Origin of the sequence: Amycolatopsis sp. cmx-11-32, from assembly GCF_047608695.1 — a bacterium.
Lineage (GTDB): Bacteria > Actinomycetota > Actinomycetes > Mycobacteriales > Pseudonocardiaceae > Amycolatopsis.
The window spans coordinates 672,909-690,610 of record NZ_JADNQN010000002.1 but is presented as its reverse complement, the minus strand read 5'-3'; the positions used below and the strand labels follow the sequence as shown (position 1 = coordinate 690,610).

General features: G+C 69.2%; 12 protein-coding genes. 3 read left to right on the top strand and 9 right to left on the bottom strand.

All coding sequences use genetic code 11. From position 1 onward, the window contains the following. Positions 1-206: 206 nt before the first annotated feature. Together ACM6LR_RS08015 and ACM6LR_RS08010 are read right to left on the bottom strand one after the other, a co-directional pair. A complete protein-coding gene (locus tag ACM6LR_RS08015) occupies positions 207-2,357 on the bottom strand; it encodes a DUF6049 family protein (protein WP_414936535.1) in 2,151 nt (716 codons plus the stop codon). Next, entirely contained in the window at positions 2,354-2,875 is a 522-nt protein-coding gene (locus tag ACM6LR_RS08010) for an NUDIX hydrolase (protein ID WP_414936536.1), read from the bottom strand. Before ACM6LR_RS08010 ends, ACM6LR_RS08015 begins: the two co-directional genes overlap by 4 nt. Positions 2,876-3,023: 148 nt before the next feature. Between ACM6LR_RS08010 and ACM6LR_RS08005 the strand changes: the two genes are divergently transcribed. Beyond that, complete coding sequence (locus tag ACM6LR_RS08005; RefSeq protein WP_414936537.1) at positions 3,024-4,445, top strand: CCA tRNA nucleotidyltransferase; 1,422 nt, start codon at positions 3,024-3,026, stop codon at positions 4,443-4,445. A 258-nt stretch (positions 4,446-4,703) separates the two neighbouring features. On the opposite strand, the gene ACM6LR_RS08000 is transcribed toward ACM6LR_RS08005, so the two are convergent. Both ACM6LR_RS08000 and ACM6LR_RS07995 read right to left on the bottom strand, forming a co-directional pair. Beyond that, positions 4,704-5,126, bottom strand: a complete 423-nt coding sequence (locus ACM6LR_RS08000; protein WP_414937102.1) for an AAA family ATPase — start codon at positions 5,124-5,126, stop codon at positions 4,704-4,706. After that, on the bottom strand, positions 5,081-5,968 hold the full coding sequence (locus ACM6LR_RS07995) for a hypothetical protein (RefSeq protein WP_414943476.1): 888 nt from the start codon (positions 5,966-5,968) through the stop codon (positions 5,081-5,083). The genes ACM6LR_RS08000 and ACM6LR_RS07995 overlap by 46 nt, the downstream gene beginning before the upstream one ends. A gap of 348 nt (positions 5,969-6,316) precedes the next feature. Here ACM6LR_RS07995 and ACM6LR_RS07990 point away from each other — a divergent pair, with 348 nt between their 5' ends. Together ACM6LR_RS07990 and ACM6LR_RS07985 are read left to right on the top strand one after the other, a co-directional pair. Further along, the gene (locus tag ACM6LR_RS07990) at positions 6,317-7,624 is read left to right on the top strand and encodes a sensor histidine kinase (RefSeq protein WP_414936539.1); all 1,308 of its coding nucleotides are present in this window, start codon (positions 6,317-6,319) and stop codon (positions 7,622-7,624) included. A 16-nt stretch (positions 7,625-7,640) separates the two neighbouring features. Continuing rightward, complete coding sequence (locus ACM6LR_RS07985; RefSeq protein ID WP_414943475.1) at positions 7,641-8,492, top strand: class I SAM-dependent methyltransferase; 852 nt, start codon at positions 7,641-7,643, stop codon at positions 8,490-8,492. A gap of 384 nt (positions 8,493-8,876) precedes the next feature. Here ACM6LR_RS07985 and ACM6LR_RS07980 read toward each other — a convergent pair whose 3' ends face one another. From ACM6LR_RS07980 to ACM6LR_RS07960, 5 genes are read right to left on the bottom strand one after another with little or no spacing between them, the layout of a single operon-like run. Beyond that, positions 8,877-10,805: a TNT domain-containing protein gene (locus ACM6LR_RS07980; RefSeq protein ID WP_414943474.1), complete on the bottom strand. Its 1,929-nt coding sequence runs from the start codon at positions 10,803-10,805 to the stop codon at positions 8,877-8,879. 38 nt (positions 10,806-10,843) lie between these two features. Beyond that, the gene (locus ACM6LR_RS07975; RefSeq protein WP_414943473.1) at positions 10,844-11,938 is read right to left on the bottom strand and encodes an ADP-ribosylglycohydrolase family protein; all 1,095 of its coding nucleotides are present in this window, start codon (positions 11,936-11,938) and stop codon (positions 10,844-10,846) included. 4 nt (positions 11,939-11,942) lie between these two features. Beyond that, positions 11,943-13,964, bottom strand: a complete 2,022-nt coding sequence (locus tag ACM6LR_RS07970) for a YrhB domain-containing protein (protein ID WP_414936543.1) — start codon at positions 13,962-13,964, stop codon at positions 11,943-11,945. 16 nt (positions 13,965-13,980) lie between these two features. After that, positions 13,981-16,227: an ADP-ribosylglycohydrolase family protein gene (locus ACM6LR_RS07965; protein WP_414943472.1), complete on the bottom strand. Its 2,247-nt coding sequence runs from the start codon at positions 16,225-16,227 to the stop codon at positions 13,981-13,983. Next, positions 16,228-17,697: a TNT domain-containing protein gene (locus ACM6LR_RS07960; RefSeq protein ID WP_414936545.1), complete on the bottom strand. Its 1,470-nt coding sequence runs from the start codon at positions 17,695-17,697 to the stop codon at positions 16,228-16,230. It lies immediately after the preceding gene. Positions 17,698-17,702: the final 5 nt, after the last annotated feature.

Below are 17,702 nucleotides of genomic sequence, written 5' to 3'. Positions count from 1 at the left end.
TTCAGGGCGCCCTGAACGTTCCGGACGGCGCGCTGGGCCATCCGTGCGACGGGGCGGCGGCGGAGTACCTTCGCGCCGGGGACGGCCTGCACGCTCGGGCGGTACACCCGGCTCTCTTTCCAACGTGCGCCCAATCCTCGGTGCTCGACTACGTGATGCCCGGTGGCATCGTTCGGCCCAGGGTAATCGGCGACGGCCGGAAACACTTAAACCTGTGCGTCCTCGGTCACACGGGGGGCAGTTTCATTCGTCCGAGCGGCACGTGAGTCCTTGATCCTCCGGTAGATCCGGCGAGACGAGAGCAGCAGCAACGCGCCAGCCGCGGTGACGGTGATGATGATGGTGATCGCGCCGTACTCCGTGGAAGTCAGTTCGAACCGCGCGTCGGTGCCGAGTTTGGTCCCGTCGGGCGTGGTCAGGGTCACGTCGACGCTGAACCGGCCTGCTCGAAGCGCCTCGACCGGGAGCAGCTGGTTGACGGCGCCGTTGGCCGGGACGGTCCGCTCCGGGACCGCTTCGGTGGGACGCAGGCCCACGTTGTTCTTCAGCACGGTGCGGACGTTGACGCCGACAGGCAGGCCGTTGGTGATGTACGCCGGCAGCGGCGACGCGCCGGAAGCCAGCGCGATCGTCTGCTTCGGCCGTTCCACGGTCACCTGGCTGCGGATCGCTTCGAGGTCACCGCGGGCGTTGCCGGTGACGGTCCCGGCGTCCGCGCCGCGCCACGAGGTCGAGGCGGCCCGGATGAGGGCGAGCCGGACGGGGGCGATCACGTCGGCCGGCTTCACTCGTTTGGTGGAATCCATCGTCATCGCCGACGACAGGCCCAGCGTCTCGTTGTCGATCTGGGACATCTTCGCGGTGACGTCGCCACCGGTCGCGGCCGAAACGTCCTGCGGGTCGTAGTTGACCGACGCCGTCCCGGACGGGCTTTCGCCGAGCAGATCGGGCAACGGCGTCGACTTGATGAGGCCGACGGCGTAGAACTCACCCATCCGCTCCAGGAACGTGGTGAGGTCGGGACCGGTCGGGTCCCAGTGCCTCGGCGGCGCGATCAGCAGCTGTGCGCGCTCCTGCCCCGTGGTCTGCCCGCCGAGCCCGGCCCGGAAGGCGATCGCGCCGAGCCCGTTCTGGGTGCCGCCGGAGCCGTTCAGCGCGGACGCGATCAGCGTGTCGATCGGCTGCGCGCGGAGGTTCGTCCCTTCGAGCGAGACCCCACCCGAAAGCGGGGCATCGGACTGGAGCTTGCCCGAGTCGGTCAGCACGGTCTTGACGCCCGCCTTGCCGATCGCTTCGACGGTCTGCGAGTCGAGGGCGCCGCCGGGCCACAGCACACCGTCCTGCGGCTGGATGCCGAGCAGGTTCTTGATCGTCGCGGCGCCGCCGAGCGCACTGGCCAGGAGCGCGGTGTCGGTCGCGTCGCCGGCACGGACCTTCGTCAGCGCGGTGAGGTCGGCGTCGGCGAACGGGAGGGTGACCACGCACCGGCCCGCGACCAGCGCCTTCAGCTGGCCGAGCCAGTTCCTCGCGCTCTCGACGCCCTTACCCGCGACGGGACCGCCGCCGGTGGCGACCTGGTAGCCGCGGGCCATCCCGTCCACGGTCGCGACCAGATCGGGGTCGATGGCCAGGCACAACGACGTCGAGACCTTCGTGTCGGCCTCGGCCGCCCGCGCGGCAGCGACCAGCGAGTCCAGCCGTCCGCCCGGGCTCAGTTCGCCCGCCAGCCGCTCGTCGGACAGGGTCAGCGGGCCGCCGAGCGGGGACGAGACGACGTGCACGGTGCTGTTCGCGATCGGCCACAGCAGACTCGCCGACGGCGGCGACGGCGGACGCGACCCCGGCGCCCTGCCGGGGACGCCGAGCACCGGCATCAGCAGGCTGACCGCGGCGAGCCGTTCCGGCCCGCCGAACTCCGGGGTGCCGTTGACGTTGACCAGCAGCGGGTACACACCGGGCTTGGAGAACTGGAGCTTCGAGGACTGGCCGAGCGGGACGATCAGGTTCAGCGCCGCGCTCCGCCCCGCTTCCAGGGTGCCCGGTTCGAGGTCGACGAACTCGGTCGCCGACTGGTCCTTGAACTTGCCACCGGCGAGCACGTCGCCGATCTGCTGCTCGCTCTGCAGCCGGGTGCCCTGCTGCAGCCGGACGCTCAGCTTGCTGATCGGCCGGTCGCCGACGTTGGTGACGCGGCCGGTGACGGTGAGCGACGTCGAGGTCGAGGTGATCACGCGGGGATTCAGCTGATCGAGGTCCACGCGCAGCCGGGGCTGCTCCTGCGCTTGCGCGACCGCGCCGAACAACGCGGGCAGAGCCAGGAACAGGATCGACAGGACAGTGGCGGCAAGCCGCTTCACTCAGGTGCTCCCTCGGCGGTGTGCTGTTGCGCGAAGAGTTCTTTCGCCTTCCGGACCAGCTTGCGCTCGTCGGAGTAGGCGAGAATGGTCTCCAGGTCGGTGAGCGGTACCCAGGCGACCTCGGTCACCTCGACATCTTCGTCCGAAAGTTCGCCGCCGGTGGATTCCAGGATGAAATGGTGCACCGTCTTGTGCACCCGTCGTCGCTCGGCCACGAACCAGTAGTCGATGGTGCCGAGGGGCTCGAGGACCCGCGCGGAGATGCCGGTCTCCTCCTTCACCTCGCGCACCGCGGTCTGTTCATACGTTTCATCGTCCTCGATGTGGCCCTTCGGCAGCGACCACAGCAGTCTGCCGTGCCGGTCGAGCCGCCCGATCAGCGCGGCGTTGGCCCGCTCGACGTCGACGACGAGGCCGCCGGCGGAGGTTTCGTCGACCGTGGTCAGCCGCCTTCCCCGCCTGCGCCTCCGCCGGCGGCCCGGCTTCGAAGCGCCGGAGCGGCCGGCTGATCCAGACATGCTGCGATGCTAGAGCAAACGGCGGTACGGGTACGCTGGCTCTCCGTGCCCGTGTTGGGCCGAGTCGTAGTAAGTACATCCAAATCGTGGTGGGATTGTCGTGAACAAGGTGGTCGCCGGGCAGGTGATTGCGGGGAAGAGCACTGCGATGCAGAACGCTGTGACGGAGCTGATGCGCGTCTCCCCGCTGGCGGACGAACTCGCGAAGCTCTTCGCCAAGGCGGGCTACAGCCTGTACCTGGTCGGCGGGAGCGTCCGCGACATGATGCTCGACAGGCTCTCGAGCGACCTCGACTTCACCACCGACGCGCGGCCGGACCAGGTGCTGAAGATCGTCGGCCCCTGGGGCGACGCGGTGTGGGACGTCGGCATCGCGTTCGGCACGGTCGGCGTGACCAAACAGGGCATGACCCTGGAGATCACCACGTTCCGCGCCGACAGCTACGACCGTGTCGGCCGCAACCCCGAGGTCACCTTCGGCGACAGCATCGAGGGCGACCTGCTCCGCCGCGACTTCACGGTCAACGCGATGGCGATCGACCTCGCGAGCCAGACCTTCGTCGACCCGTACGGCGGGCTACAGGCGCTGCAGGACCGGGTGCTCGACACGCCCGCGACCCCTCAGGAGTCCTTCGCCGACGACCCGCTGCGCATGCTGCGGGCCGCGCGGTTCTCCGCGCAGCTCGGGTTCACCGCGGCGCCGCGGGTGATCGACGCGATGACGTCGATGGCCGAGGAGATCGACCGGATCACCGCCGAGCGCGTCCAGGCCGAACTGTCGAAGCTGCTGCTCGCGGACGACCCCCGGCCCGGCATCGAGCTGCTGGTCGACACCCGCCTCGCCGACCGCGTGGTGCCCGAGGTGCCAGGTATGCGGCTGGCGATCGACGAGCACCACCAGCACAAGGACGTCTTTCAGCACTCGCTGACCGTCCTCGCGCAGGCGATCGACCTGGAGAAGTCTCACGAACCGACGTCGGAGCCGGATCTGATCCTGCGGCTCGCGGCGCTCCTGCACGACGTCGGCAAGCCCGCGACTCGCGAATTTCAGCCCGGCGGTGGCGTGAGCTTCCACCATCACGAGGTCGTCGGCGCGAAGATGGCCCGCAAGCGTTTGCGTGCACTGAAGTTCTCCAAGGAGATCGTCCAGGACGTCAGCCAGCTCGTGTTCCTGCACCTGCGGTTCCACGGGTACGGCAAGGGTGAGTGGACGGATTCGGCGGTGCGGCGCTACGTCACCGACGCCGGCGACCTGCTGCCCCGGCTGCACAAGCTGGTGCGCGCCGACTGCACCACGCGCAACCGGAAGAAGGCGGCCGCGCTGCAGGCGACCTACGACGACCTCGAGCGGCGGATCGAGACGATCCAGGCGCAGGAGGACCTCGACCGGGTCCGGCCCGATCTCAACGGCGAGGAGATCATGCGGATCCTCGACCTCAAACCGGGGCCGGACGTCGGCAAGGCGTGGAAGTACCTGAAGGAACTGCGGCTCGACCGCGGTCCGCTGGAGCACGACGACGCCGTGGCCGAGTTGAAGAAGTGGGCCACCGAGAACGGCCTCGGGAACTGAGGTCAGGTCGCGACGGCGTCCACATCGGTCAACAGTTGCCGCCAGCTGGAGAGCTTGCTGACCGGGCCGTGCCTGTCGAGTCGTTCCAGAAGTTGTCTCCGGTGCTGATTGAACCGTTTGGCGTCACGGTCGCGTCGTCTGCCAGTCGATTCAGCCGCGGCGATCAAGGCGGACCGCAGGAGTTCTTTGGGGTCGGCGACCTTCTCGACCTCATGGATTTTCGGGAGTCCAAGAGTGGCCTTCCCACGCGAGTCCTCATCAGCCGACCAGATCCATGGGAAGCTTGAACTGGACTCCGGGTGGAGCGGTCGCGTAAACGACCCGATCGGCGTCTGTGGCCACTACCGCGGCTTCCCTGGCTCGCCATGTCCTGGCGAGTGGAAGTAACGAGAGCGCCCTCGTAGTACTTCCATCAGGCGCGGTCTGGAGTCGGTTGTCCGCGACCAAGATGTCTTCACAGCTGCATAATTGGACCACTCCAGGCGAATGGGTGTTGATGATGACCTGTCGGAACGGGTTGTTGGCGTCCGGTGGTTCGTCGGGGTCAACGGCAAGGTCACGGACCAGGTCGAGCATCGCCTTCAGGTTGGCCGGATGTATCCCGTTCTCCGGCTCCTCCATACAGATGAGCCCGGTCACTGTGGGATCTTCGAGTAGTACGCACAGCGCGAGAAAATGCAGAGTGCCCTCTGAGAGCGCGCGTGCTGGAAGCCTGAGCCCGCCACGTTCCTCGCGAGGAACAGCGTAATTACCTCTCGAACCTGGTCAGGTTCCACAGAGAGGCTTTCGACGCCAAGGTCGGCGAGCCGACCGGCGACCCGCGCGTAAACAGCGTCCGCGTCTGGTGCGACTTCGTTGCTCACGTTGTCCTGGGCAATCCGGAAGAGCGCGGCCGCGAGGTGGCGGCCATCGGAGCCGAGTGAACGAGGGGCGGTGAATCCGTCCGGTGTACGAAGCGCGGAAGGCTCGAGGGCAAGCCTTCGCCAGCTCTGCATTTCGCGGCGCGCGACGAGAATTGTCGGGTGGTCGTTCGTCGTGATGGTGCTCAAGACAGTTCTGCCCGCCCGTGCTGCGGCGCGTGGTCGGGGCCTGCCTGAGCTCCCGCCGTCACCGTGCACGTTGATCACCAGGCCACTCTCCTGAACGCCCGTCGAAAGGTACGGCCCACCGCTCCGTCGTCCCAGCAGCACGGCATTACGGAACCTCTTGACGCTGTGATTGAACTTCAGATGTTCAGCCGCTTCACCTCGGTTGATGTGAACGAGCTTCTCGGACAGCAGGGCAAGCCGCCCGACGCTTGCTTCACCGTCCGGACGGGTGTAGCCGAGTCCGAGTTCATATCGAAGGAACGTCGTGGTCGCAGGTGCGGGTGAGCCGAGATCGTCTTCGACTGTCGCCGGAACGATCATCTCGACCGCGATATGGATCTCACGCTCGTGGTCGCCGTAGCCGTCCCAGAACAGATCTCGTGGGTCGCCGCTCCGTCCGTCGGCAGGGCCGCGTATCTGCTGAGCTGCTTCCATCAGGGTGCCGGACGCCAGGTGCGACAGAAAGTCGATAACGTCGGACAGGTTGGACTTGCCGATCCCGTTCGCTCCCGCGATGCAGGTGAACGGACCGAAGTCGACCCTTACGTCCAGCAGGTTCTTGAACCCCTGTACCTCCAGCCTGGTGAGTATGAAGTCAGGCTAGCGTGGCGACGAGTCGATTCAGCGGAACGTGGCGTCGGTGAAGGTGACTTCGATGCGCTCGAGGTCGCCGTTTCGTCACGGATTTCCACGTCGATCGAGTGAGATAACTCCGTTGGGCCCTGGCTCGTTGTGCCGTTAGCCGACATACTCGCGCCGGTGCTCCGGGCAGGGGGAAGATCCATGGCGAAGCGGCCGACCAGTTTTCTGGTGATGTTGCTGCGTCGCGGCGCGCCCGCGCTGGCCACGGCGACAAGTGAGCTGTCCGACGAGGTCGGCGATCCGACGCCGATGCGCGCGTTGCGGCGGATCCAGAAGATGTCCGGGCCCGTCGACACGACCTATCGCGACAATCTCCTGTTGCGCGCTGCCCGATATGTCGCACTCGTTCCGTTGGTCTACCGGCTCTTCGCGGTGCCCGGCGCGTTCGGGGTCTACGTCTCCACGCACGGCATGATCGGGATCGGCCCGGTCGGGCTGGTGGCACTCGGATCGGTCGCGCTGTCGCTGTACGGGATCCGGTGGATGCTGCGTTCGGCGCCGTTCCGGCCGCAGCACGCCGTCCGGTTGCTGGCCCTCGACCTGGTGTTCACGCTGCTCGCGCCACTGGCCGTCGGCGCGCTCGTACCGGCTTCGGTGTTCGCCGAGGCGATGGCGGTGCCCGGGAAGCACCTGCTCGGCGAGGTCGCGCTGCTGGCGCTGGCGCTGGGGATGCCCGCCGCCGTGGGGCTGGCACTCGCCAGCTTCCCGGTCCGGATGCTCGCGTCCCTGCTCGGCACCGGCAAGGCCGCGCCCGGTGACGCCATGGCCACCTTCCCGTCGATCGTCGGCGTGCTCTTCACCGCGACCGGCGCGCTCGTCCTGATCGGGCTCGGCACCAGGCTCGCCCTCGCGTACGGCATCCGCAACGGCCGGACCGCCGAACGCGCCCGCCAGCACCGGATACTGCACGACTCCGTGCTGCAGACCCTCGAAGCGATCGCGCTGGCCGGCAAAGGCGACCCGGCGGCGCGGCTCGCCGAGGTGCAGCGGCTGGCGCGGGCGCAGTCGATGGAACTGCGGCGGACGATCGAGAGCGAGACTTCGGAACGGTCGGAGGCCGGGTCGCGGCCGCTGGGAGAGAAGCTCGCGTCACTGGCGGCGGAAATGGCACGGGACGGGCTGCGTGCCCAGCTCGTGATCGCCGAACTCGACGACGACACCCTCTCGGAGGTCCGGCAGATCGCCATCCGCGACGCCGTCCGCGAGTCGCTGCGAAACACCCTCAAGCACGCGGGGACGGACAAGGTCGTCGTGCGCGTCGAGGAGCAGGAAGGCGGCATCACGGTGATCACCCGCGATCACGGCGCGGGCTTCAGCCTCGACTCCCGGCCCGCCGGCTTCGGGATCAGCGAGTCCATCACCGCCCGGCTGAACGAGGTCGGCGGGACCGCCAGGGTGGAGTCCGCTCCGGGCAATGGCACCAGAGTCACCCTCTGGGTGCCGTTCTGACGGTAAACAGGAGAGCATGAAGAAAACGGACGTCTTGGCCAAAGCGCTCACCGCGTACCGCGACGGTGACCTGGCCATGGCAGCGGACCTCGCCGAGCGTGCCGGGTCCACGCTCGGCATCGAACTGCACCGGTACCTGACCGAAGGTGGCTGCGAAGGTGTTTACGACCAGCCCGCCGCGTTCACGGCGTTCATCCGCGGCGGGGGGAACGTCAAGCTCTACCGCACGCTCAGCGCCATGCTCGCCAAGCGCTATGGCAGTGTCGGTTCGCTGCTCGACCTCGGCTGCGGCGACGGGCTCGCCGTCGTCCCCGCGCTCGAACAGGCCGACCGGCAGCCCGGCCGGATCGACCTCGTCGAGCCGTCGAGCGCCCTGCTCGCCGAAACACGCAAGCACCTCGACGGCACACACGGCCTGCACACCTGGGGCGCCACCGCGCAGGAATTCCTCGCCCGCGACGACGACCGGCAGTGGCAACTGACGCAGTCGACCTTCGCGCTCCAATCGATCCCCACCGCCGAGCGCACCGAAGTCCTACGGGCGCTCCGGCCCCGCACCGCCTGCCTGGTACTCGCCGAATTCGACGTGCCCGAGTACGACGAAGACTCCGCCGAGTACCTGCTCTCGCTGGTCACGCGCTACGAACGCGGGATCTCGGAGTACGGCAAGGGCGCGTCGCTGGTGGCGCAGGGATTCCTGCTCCCGATCCTGCTGGGCTTGGTCAAACCGGGAGCGGACCGGACGAACTGGGAGCAGCCCGCCACCGATTGGGCTTCGCAGCTCAAGGAAGCGGGTTTCACCGGGATCCGGATCGAACCGCTGGCGGACTACTGGTGGTCCCCCGCCGTGCTGATCACCGCGTCCTGAGTTCGGCTCCCTCGGGGGAGATGGGGATCTTTGTTTTCCTCGCTCGAAACCCCCCGTTGTCGAGGACGGCCGCGCGGCTCGCCGGCCATCGTGACGTCCTCGCCGAGGGTGCCGATGAGCTGATGCGACGACACCGGTGTGCGACGCGGGTGCGTACATGAAGGCCCCCTTCTTCGCGCCAGGCTGATCAGCGCTGGCGGGAATCCGGACTTGTCATCGCTAGTGCCTGCAAAGGGCCGAGCGGGGAAGGCATGTCCCTGAACCCCTGTTGATCAAGCTCCGCAACCGGTGTGAACCCGCGACGATGGAGGAATGGAAACACTCAACGTCCCCATTCCTTCATCGTCAGCCCGGGCGGCGACACCGCGCGGGTCGACCCGACCGTCACTGGACCCGCGACAGCGCGCCGGTTTCGAGATGCTGGGCGATCGGCCGGGGCAGCACGTAGGCCACGGCCCCGCCCGGTGTCCCGTTCCACGGCGCGGTGATCCCGGTGACCACGCGCAGCGGCCGTTGGACGCGGTACAGGCGGCGTTCCCGTTCGCGTTCCGCGGCCAGCGACGTCTCGACGAACCGCGACGGCTCGGCGTGCACGAGGTTGCCGGTCTCGTTCCCGAACCGCTGCACGGTGGTGCCCGCCGTCAGCACGATGACCCGCTTGCGCCGGAAGAAGTTCAGCGGCGGCTCGCCCCGCAGCGGCAGGATCGGCCAGTCGGCCGGGTTGTCGGCCTCCTCGTTCGCGCCCACCGCGGTTCGTGCCGGGTACAGCAGCAGGGTGCCGAGAAAGAACCTCGCCGCCTCTTCGAGCTTGGCGAACGCCACCGGCTCGTCCGCCGGAGGCCGCGACACCTCCCAGCCGTTCGCGGCGCGGCGCAGGGTCCAGAGCCCCGGCTCCGGTACCGCGTTCGCGCCGATCCGGTAGGCCGTCGGCGCGATCCCGTGCTCGGCCAGCCGCTGGTAGAGCACGTCCAGCACCTCACCGGCCCGGACGTCGCGGCCGGGCTCGCCGTCACGTTCGACGCGGGTGCGGACGCTGTCGTCCGGCAGATCCGCGTCGGTCTGCGGCGGACGTGGTTTGCCGACGATCTCCGCTTCGGCGGTCGCCCGCACCAGTTCGCCGACCAGCGGCGGCCGGAATCCGGCGCCCCTGATGTGCTCGATCAGCTCCGGTTCCGGCGGCACGCCGTATTTCCGCAGGTAGTGCGGGACGGCCGCGGGCCAGATCCAGACGCCGTCGGTGTGGAAGGCGTTCGGCACGTCCGGCGGGCCGTTCGGGGTGAAGATGTCGGGCTGCGGACCCGGCCGGGACACCGCCACCGGTGAGCGGAAGAGGTAGTCCAGCACGCCGCGGACCTGGTCCGGCTGCACGGGCGGCCGGTTGACGACCGGGCGTTCGCCTTCGTTGTGCGCGTCGACGATCTTCGCGTGCCGGAACGCCACGTCCAGCGGCAGCCCGGCCTTGGCCGCGAGCCAGGCCGGGACGTGCTTGTGGTCGCGCGGGAAGATCGCGAGTTCGGTCGCGTACGCGCGTGGCGTCGGCTTCCCGCCTTCGTTCGGCGCGAGCCGCCAGGTCGGTTCCTGCTCGGCGTCGAAGTCGAAGTCGAAGTGCGACTCCGAGTCCAGCGTGAAGGTGCCCTGGAACCAGGTGCCGGTCTCGGGGTGGTGCATCGCCGCGCGCAGCCGCACGAACAGCGAGCCGAGTTCCGGCGGGGCCGCGATCGACACCGACACCGGGCCGGTGCCCTCGTCGCCGACCGAGCGGACCTCGAGTTCGGCGTAGTCGCCGATCTGCCGGAACTGGGCGCCGACCCGCTGCCAGCCCGGCGGCAGCACCCGCAGCAGCGTCCGGCCGATGGCGCGCAGCAGCGGAGGCTGGTCGCCGACGCCGTTCTCCGGCCGGGCGTCCTGCGTCTCGACGAAGTCGTGCCTGGTCTGCCACAACGCCGTCAGCCGCGACGGAGCGGCCGTGGTCGAGAAGTCCGTCAGGCCCAGTTCGGCGGCGCGGGCCGCGTCCTCGCCCGCCCAGCGCAAGGTCAGCTCACCGCCGCCGGTGTGCGGCGCGATCAGGAAGTGCTCGTCGTCGAACCGGCCGTGTGTCTGCAGGCTGAAGGTCGCGCCGACCTCGCCGTTCAGCACGACCCTCGCCGGGCGCCCGTTCCAGTCGCGGTCAAAGCCTTCAGGCGCCGTCTCCCCCGGCGGCGCGATGAGCAGCAGTGTGCCGTCTTCGGTCGACCGCTGGGCCGCGAAGACGGTTTCCCCCCATACGGCGTACAGGCCATCCGGCCGCTCCGCCGCTTGAACCCGGTAACGCACGATGTGTCCTCCCCAATTTCCCCAAACCGGAGGTAAACCTAGTGGGCCGGGTAGCGGGCGTACCACCGGTCGTCACCCGGCGCGTTCCCGCCGAATTCCGCGAGCGCGTCGTCCGCCAGCCGTCCGATCACCTCCGCCAGCTCCAGCTTCGCGAGCCAGCTCGGCTCGAGCTCTTCCTCCCCGTACATCGCGCCGACGAGGTTCCCGCAGACCGATCCGGTCGAGTCGCTGTCACCGCTGTGGTTCACCGACGCGAGCAGCGCGGTGTTGGGGTCCGTGGTGGCCAGTGCCACGTAGACCGACATGGAGAGCGCGGTTTCGCCGATGTTCCCCTGTCCGAGCGTCTCGAGCCTCTCCGGTGTCGGGGCCCCCTTCTCGGCCAGGGCGAGTGCCTGGTCCAATGCGACGCTCTGCTCCTCGTGCCCCTGGTACTTCTCCAGTTCGACACGGGCGGTCGCGACGGCGTCGAGCAGGGGTTTCCCGCGCAGCAGTTCGTGCACGATCACCGCGAAAGCACCCGACGAGAGATACCCACTCGGGTGACCGTGCGTCAGTGCCGCGCTCTCGGCACCGAGCCGGAAGACCTCCGCGAGGTCGTCCGACCACAGGGCGACCGGCGCCGCGCGCATGACACCGCCGCAGCCCTTCGAGTTGTTCACCGGCTTGTCCATGCCGCCACGCACGCCTGTCTTGCCGTACGCCTCCAGCTCGCTGAAGCAGGTCAGGCCGGGCGCGCGACGGCTGAACAGTTCGCGGTTCGTGATCAGCCAGCCGTCCGGTTCCAGGCTCGTGTCGTGCGGGCCGCGCGCCCGTTCCCACGAGACGCCCTGGGTGTGCAGCCAGCGCTGGTAGGCCTGCTGGAGCGACTGCTCGACGGGCACGGCACCGGCGTGGGCGTGCGCCCTGATCAGGCCTTCCAGGGTGAACAGCGTCATCTGGGTGTCGTCGGTGATCCGCCCGATCCCGCCGTACGCGGGGATGAGGTCGGTGATCCCGGCGGGACCGGCGATCTCCCGGATGCGGTCGATCGAATCGAATTCGGTCTTCGCACCGAGCGCGTCGCCGATCGCCCCGGCGAACAGGCTGCCGCGCAGCCGCGAACCGGTCGCCGGATTCTGAAGCCAGTCGCGCATTTCTCTACTGCTCTCCTCGTGGATACCGGTTCGCGTCCCAGCGGCGCCGCTCTTCGGGCTCGCGGGGCAGACCGAACCGGTTGAAGTAGTAATAGGCGTCGCCCGCCATGGCGTCGACGACGCCGAGGTCGGGATACGCGGCGAGCCAGGACTCCGGCAGACCGGGCACGGTGAGCCTGGCACCCACCATCGCCCCGGTCAGCGCGCCGGTCACCGTGCCGCCTCGGGCGGCCAGTGCCAGCGCCGCCTCGGGGTCGTGGCCCCGTTTGGCGGCGGCGAACAACGCCCTGCCCAGCACCGAAAGCGGCGTGCGGCCGTCCCCGATGCTGTCGAACTGTTCGACGTCCTCGCCGTCGAGGTCGTTCCTGAGGTCGAGCACGGTCTTGACCAGGTCGCCGACCTCACCGCTGTACTCGTCGAAGCCTTCGAGGAAGTTCGCCACCGCCGGCTCGCCGTTCCGGGCCGCGAGCTGGGCGCGGAACACGTTCACCAGCAGTTCGGCGCCGTGGACGACCTCGTGCCCGGCCGCGGAACCGACCAGCTCACGGACCACCTTCATCGCGTAAAAGGCGTTGTCGGCGGGACCTTCCACGCCACCGGTCACCGTCGCTGCCAGTGCGGTCGCCAGCATGGCCGAGAACTCGGCGGGGGCCGGGCCCGCGCCTTCGGTGGCCTTGGCGACCCAGCCGTCCGGCCGCCCGCCCGCGGGCAGCGACGCCGGGATCTCGGCCTTGTCCGGGGTCGGGTCCAGGCCGCGGAGCACGGACTCGGTGTGGAACAGCAGTTGCCGGGTCAGCCCGCCGAGCGGCAGCCCGTCCGCCGGGTCCGCGCCCGAGCCGAGCGCGTCTCCGAGCGCGAAGCCCACGTACGCGCCGAGAAGCCGCGGGTATGCGAAGCTGCCGACGGGGATCGTCGGGTTGTAGAACTTCCCGAAAGTCCAGGCGGCCGGGCGCGGTTCGCCGTTGTCGTAAAAGTGCGTGACCAGGCCGTTGGCGAACAGGTCTTCGGGCAGTTCCGGCAGCGGACGGCCGTCGTACTTCGCCCGGGAGCGCTCGAACGACAGCGTCGCGCCACGGACGTAGCGGGCGAGCTCGTCGGTACTCAGGGGGTAGCCGTTGTCCCTGGCCTGGTCGACGAGGCTGCGCAGGTTCGCGGTGGCGGCGCCGTCGTACTCCCCGCTGAAGTAAGCGGGACGCCCGACGGACTCCGGGCGCTCGGTCCCTTTCGGGAGTTCGAGGTCGGCGACCTGCCGCAGGGTCTCCGGGTAGACGTTGAAGGTCCCCGGCCTGCCAGGGTTGACCAGCAGGCCGACCCCGGGGGTGTCCTTGGCCCGGCGCAGCAGCACGCGGGGCTGGATTCGCTGCCAGACCGTGTACTCCGACGGGACCTGTGCCTCGGAGGTGTAGACGACGAACCTCGCGCCCGCGTCACCGAAGTCGCGGACCTGCAGGTGGCCGTCCTTCGCCGGAGCCAGCACGTCGAGGTCGAGCATCCAGTGGACGAACTCCTCCGGAGTGATCCACTCGACGCGAAGGTAGCCCAGCAGCGTCTCGACATCGCTTTCCGGCTTCGGCCGCCCGGAGAACCGTGGTCCTGGCCGGTGCTCCGGGTTCGCGCGGACCGCGCCGGTCGGCTCGCCGAACAGCGTGTGCTGCTCCCAGCGCAGGATCGCCGCCTTCGGAACGGGCAGGCCGGGGACCGCGGCCGGATCGAATTCGGGATCGACGACCTCGGTCCATCGGGTGAACGCGTCGTCGTCACCGTCGCCGCCGGCCGCCGAAACGGCCATCAGCTCCAGGTCGAGCCGGATCTCGCCGCCGTCGTCCGGGACGAACGCGACCGGGCTGGGGAACAGGCCCGCGCCGGGGTCGGTCCCGTCGAGCCAGCCGACGGTGTTGTAGGTGACGTTCCAGCCTTCGGTCGCGCGCACGACGTACTCGCGGCGGATCCGCAACGCGCCGGTCCCCTCCGCACCGCGGCCTGCCAGCCACTCTTCGACACGGCTGACGGCTTCCTCTTCGTTCATCGTCCCCATTCCAGTCTCACCAGCGGGGATACCGCCGGTCCCAGCCGTCGACCTCGTGCAGCGCCGAGTGGCGGTCGAAGTGCCAGAACGCGTCCGTGGCGATGTTCTCCACCAGGTAGCGCAGTTCCAGCTGCTCGACCCACTTCTGTGGCAGGCCGGGAATGCCGGTACGGGCGCCGAGCAGCGCTCCGGCGATCGCGCCGGTGACCGCGCTGCGGCCCGAGTGGTTGACCGCCCGCAGCAGCGCCTGCTCCGGGTAGTTCTCGAAGCCGGACAGCGCGGCGAACGCGCGGCCCAGCACCGAAAGCGTGCCCTTGCCGTCGCCGATCAGCTCCGGGACCCGCAGGTCGGGCAGGCCGTGCTTGCCGAAGAACGGCACCGATTCCGCGACCATCGCCTTGAGATCCGACCAGACCGGTCCCCGCTGGTGCGGGTTCTGCTCGCTGAGGACCTCGCGGGAGGTGTTCCAGATCGGGTAGCTGAACGCCTCCGAGGTCAGCGCGGGTTCGAACAGCCAGGTCAGGTAGGTCGCCGCCTCGACGTCGATCTCGCCGGGATGGGTGACCGAGACCAGGTCGCGCACCGCCTGGCGGACGCCGCCGCTCATCGCGGTGCCCGGGCCGGCCGCGGTCATCGCCGCCGGCAGCGCCGCGACCAGCGCGTCCGGTCCGCTCAGCGGCATCGCCGTCGGTGAGATGGTGGCCAGCGCGTGATAGGCGTTCAGTTCGGCGTCGTCGGGGGTGCGCCGGACGCGGAGTTCCGGCACCTTCACCAGCCAGCCGTCGGCGTTGTCCAGCGGCGCGCCCTGGGTGTGCAGCCAGCGCATCAGCGAGTTGCGGGCGACCGTCCCGAGCGCCCGTTCGGCGTCACGGTTCTCCGGCTGCTCGCGATGGGGGCTGCGGATCACGGCCTCGGTGTAGAACAGCAGCCGCTGGGTGAGCGGTCCGATCCGGCCGGGCAGGTCGAACGCGACGGGCAAGTCGGTGACGCCGTCCGGGCCGTAGGTGCTATGGATCTCGTCGAGCCGCATCCGGTCGACGGCCGCCCCGAGCGCCTCGCCGAGCGCGAAGCCAACGTACGCGCCCGTGACGCGCTGCCAGCCGTAGCGCGAGCTGGAGCGGTCTCGGTCGAAGTACTTGCCGAAGGTGTCCAGACGCGGCTGGATCTGCCCCTCGTTGTCGTAGCCCGGCGCCAGCCCGTTCGCCCGCAGGTCGTTCGGGCGGCCGCGCGGTGGTTCCGGCCGGTTGAGCGCAGCCAGCCACGATTGGCCGAGGACGGTCTTCTGGCATTCCTCGACGGTCAGTTCGAAGCCGCGGCGGCGTGCTCGTTCGGCGGCGGCCAGCGGTGGCTTCACCGGTTCTGGCAGGCCCATCTTCGCGGCGGTATCGGCGGCAAGGGCCTCCAGTTCGGGATCCGCTTCCGGGCAGCGTTCGTTGACGTCGACGGACGCGTCCCGGCGCGGGAACTTCGACGCGGTCTCGGTGAGTTCGGCGCCGCCGACGTCCTCGAAAGTCGCGGGCCCGCCGTTGATCACGAGGTTCGGCGGGCTCTCGTAACTGGCAAGGGTGGCGATGTCCACCTTCCAGTACCCGTGTTCGCGGGACGGGAGGTTCCTGGTCGAGCTGAACACCCTCAGCTCGGCACGGTCCTCGTTGAAGTAGAACCGCTCCGTCTTGCCGGACGCCAGGTCGAGCGGGACGTAGACCTCGCAGCGCAGCAGTCCGATGAGCAGCTGCTCCCTGGTCAGCCAGCCGACGCTGGCGAACGACAGCAGTGTTTCGAGTCTGTTCTCCGGTTTCGGGTAGCCGCGGCGGACCGGACCGGCCTTGTATTCGGGGTTCTCCCGTTCTTGACCGGTCTGTACGCCTTCCGAGTTGACCTTGACCCAGCCGGCGACGACCTGCAGGGGGACCCCCAGATCACCGAGCCCGGCCTTCGCGTACTCGGGGTCGACGACCTCGCGCCAGGCCTCCTGGCCGGGGAAAGCGACCGGGACGCTGAGCCCGCCGGGCTGCGGATGCGCCTGGCGCAGCTCGCCGTCCGGTTCGCGGACGAGCACCGACGGCGGCGGGAAGATCTCCTTCTCGGCATGACCCTCGTCGAGGAAGGCGATCGTGTTGTAGGGGACCGACCAGCCCTCGGGGATGCGCAGGACCTTTTCGTGGTTCACGCGCAGGCCGACGCCGCCCGGCGCGGACACGTCCGGACCGTGGACCGCGCGCAGCCACTCTTCGACCTTGGCTACCGCTTCCGCCGATTCCACCTACTCGATCCTCTCCAGGCTGCCGTCGGACACGTGCTCGGCGATGGTCCTCGGGAGCACGTAGGCCACCGCCCCACCTGGCATGTTCGCCCAAGGGACGGTGACACCGGTGATCACGTGGAGCGGGCGGCGCAGCCGGTAGGTCCCGCCGACGCGCTCCCGTTCCAGCGGCAGGGACGTCGTGGCGAACCGTACCCCTCCGTGGTGCACCAGATTGCCCGTTTCCTCGCCGAACCGCAGTACGACCGTACCGGCGACCATCCGGCTGACGCGCTTGTTGCGGAGCAAGGTGAGGGGAGGCTCACCCGGTGCTGCCTGCACCGGCCAGTCGGCGAGTTCTTTCGCGGTCTCCAGCGGAGTTTCGTGCCCGGCTGTCATCCTCGCCGGATGCAGCAGGACGGCGCCGAGAAGCTGGTGAGCCGCGTCTTCGAGCTTTTCGAAGTGCTTCGGAGACACCGGGGCGCCGCCGGAGTAGGCGGCGACCTCCCAGCCCTTCTCGGTGAAGTTGAGGCACCAGGCGCCGTCCGCGCGGTCCCCGATGCGGTACGCCTCCGGCCAGACGGCGTGCTCGCCGAGCCTGCTGACCAGGACGACCAGGAGCTCTTCGTCGGCCAAGGTGGGATTCGGCGACGTCTCCAGCTCCGCGGCGATGTCGCCCTCGGTCTTCTTGACGTCGGAGCGGCCCGGTTTCGGCCTCGGCTTGCCCAGCAGATCCGCTTCCGCGGTCCGGCGCACGAGGTGTTCGACGTACGGCGGCTGGAACCGCTGCCCCCGGATGTGCTCGACCAGTGCCGTCTCCGGCGGGATTCCGTACTTCCGCAGGTAGTGCGGCACGGACGCGTGCCAGATCCAGGTGCCGTCGGTGTGGTAGCTCTCCGGGACGTCGCCGTCGGCCTCCGGCTCGAAGATGTCTTTCCCGAGGCCGCTGCCCGACAGGATCGCTGGTTCCCGCTCGAGGTACTGCGCGACCAGCGGCGCTTCGGATTCGTCGAGTTCCGGCCGGTCGACCACCGGCGGCTTGCCCTCGGTGTAGGAGTCGACGATCCGGGCGTGCCGGAACTCGACGCGCAACGGCAGCTGGGCGCGTAGCCGCCACCAGTCCGGGATGTGCTCGTCCTCGCGCGGGAACGCGGCCAGCTCGTCCGGGTACGCCGAAGACGCCGGTGCCTTGGTCCAGGCCGGTTCGTCGTCGAGGGTGAAGTCGAAGTCGAAGGTGCCGTCGGGGTTGAGCGTGAACCTCGACTGCAGCCAGGTTCCCCGGCCGGTGCCGTACATCCCGGTGCGGAGCCTGCCGAAGAGATCGTTCAGCTCGGGGGCGGGCGTGAGGTTGTGGCCCTCCAGTTCGGTGTACTCGCCCGCTTGCCGGAAATCGGCGACCGCGGCGCGGGCGGTGTCGGTGACACTCGTCCGGATGAGCTTGCCGATCTCCACCAGCAGCCCGCGTTGTTCGTCAGAAGTCAGTTGTTCCACGTGAA